This window comes from Streptomyces tyrfis (assembly GCF_037034285.1).
GTDB lineage: Bacteria > Actinomycetota > Actinomycetes > Streptomycetales > Streptomycetaceae > Streptomyces.
In genome coordinates this window covers 1-1,669 of record NZ_JBAGJZ010000105.1, presented here as the reverse complement: position 1 = coordinate 1,669, position 1,669 = coordinate 1, and the positions used below count along the sequence as shown (strand labels likewise).

The 1,669-nt window shown below is 69.4% G+C and carries 2 protein-coding genes; one reads left to right on the top strand and one right to left on the bottom strand.

Going from position 1 to position 1,669, the window contains the following annotated elements; all coding sequences use genetic code 11:
• Positions 1-265 precede the first annotated feature (265 nt).
• Complete coding sequence (locus tag WA762_RS35360) at positions 266-1,057, top strand: IS5 family transposase (RefSeq protein WP_335941693.1); 792 nt, start codon at positions 266-268, stop codon at positions 1,055-1,057.
• Here the strand turns inward: WA762_RS35360 and WA762_RS35355 are convergent.
• Positions 1,014-1,556: a hypothetical protein gene (locus WA762_RS35355; RefSeq protein WP_335941692.1), complete on the bottom strand. Its 543-nt coding sequence runs from the start codon at positions 1,554-1,556 to the stop codon at positions 1,014-1,016. The two genes, WA762_RS35360 and WA762_RS35355, sit on opposite strands and share 44 nt — an antisense overlap.
• Between the last annotated feature and the right edge of the window lie 113 nt (positions 1,557-1,669).

The following is a 1,669-nucleotide window of genomic DNA, read 5'->3' as shown; positions in this document are numbered from 1 at the left end:
TGGCTGTTGTCGTTCCGATCTTGAGGGGTGGGCGTCGAACGGGAGTCTCGATCGGGTGATCGCGGCTGGCCGTGGGCATGAAGGCAGGGCCTCTTGGTAGCTCGGGGTTGCGAAGCCAACCGAGATCCAGGAGACCCTGTTGCCGCAGTTGTACGTGCTCACGCCGGTGGAGTTCAACTCGGCTGCTCCGTCGTGTGATTGCGTCGCTCACCGGTTCGGTAATGCGGCTGATCACCCCGAACGTGTTCGACGGTATCCCTCGGACATGACGGAAGCGGAGTGGGCCGTGGTCCGGCCGCTGCTGCCGGTGCCGGGCTGGCTGCGGGGCCGGGGCGGGCAGCCGGAGGCGTACTGTCACCGGGCGATGCTGGACGCGATTCGCTATCTCGTGGACAACGGGATCAAGTGGCGGGCGATGCCGGCCGACTTCCCGCCGTGGGACCGGGTCTATGCGTTCTTCCGCCGCTGGCGCGACCACGTGCTGGTCAGGGAGTTCCATGACCGGCTGCGTGGCCGGGTCCGCCAGGAGGCGGGGCGGGATGCGGAGCCGACAGCCGGCGTGATCGACTCGCAGTCCGTCAAGGCGGACGCCGTCGTCGGCGCCGACAGCCGCGGCTTCGACGGCGGGAAGCTGGTCAACGGGCGCAAGCGGCACGTCGTGGTCGACACCTTCGGCCTGCTGCTGGGCGTGATGGTCACCGCGGCGGACATCGGTGACCGCGCCGCCGCGAAGGTGCTGGTCGCCCAGGTGGCCGACGCGCATCACCGGCTGGAACTCATCTGGGCCGACGGTGGCTACACCGGCAGCCTCGTCGAGTACTCTCTGGCCGCTTTCGCCCTGGTCCTGGCAATCGTCAGACGCAGCGACGACATGCGCGGGTTCGTGGTGCTGCCCAAGCGGTGGATCGTCGAGCGGTTCTTCGCCCACTTGATGCGAAGCCGCCGCCTGGTGCGCGACTTCGAACGCCGCACCACCAGCGCCGAGGCGATGGTCTACTGGTCGATGACCATGGTCATGACCCGCCGTCTGACCCGCTCACGCCCCGCGCGAGGGTGAACCGGCCCGGTGCCGGCTCGGCCAGCCAGCCCCGCGCGACCAGGCGTTTCGCCTTCGACCGCAACGCCTCCACCTTGGCCGGCACCACGTCCATGCCGAAGGCGGAGGCCATCTCCTGGCAGGTCAGCGGGCCCTGACCGAGACGGACCCGGTCCGCGAGCACGGCCAGGATGCGCTGATAGTCCGCCGACAGTGCCGTCCGGGCCAGCCCCTCGCGCCACACAGGAACCTGCGACTTCGCCTTCGCCGCCACCAGCGGTGACGCCTCGGCTTCCGTCCCGGCACCGCCCGGTCGCTCGGCGGCCACCGCGTCAGCTGAATCGCCGCCCGGTCCGGACAGCACCGCACCCACACGCTCGCGGGCGATCGTCCACTCCAGCCACTCCTGCTCGGCCGCCGCGAGCTCGGCCTGGATCCGGTCGGCTTCCTCGCGCAGCCCGTCCACACGACGACGGGCGGCAAGCTCGTGCTGTTCCAGCAGTCCGACAACCGACGGCATCCGCGACCTCCACAGGAGCGACGACACAACGATCCATCACTCCCACACGGACGCCACCCCTACCCCTGACCAGCGAAAACGCAGTCCTCAGACTCGGAAAGACAACAGCCTCT

Excerpts from the sequence above, each read along its gene's own strand:
- WA762_RS35355 (WP_335941692.1), bottom strand. The coding sequence starts at position 1,556 with ATGCCGTCGGTTGTCGGACTGCTGGAACAGCACGAGCTTGCCGCCCGT.
- WA762_RS35360 (WP_335941693.1), top strand. The coding sequence starts at position 266 with ATGACGGAAGCGGAGTGGGCCGTGGTCCGGCCGCTGCTGCCGGTGCCG.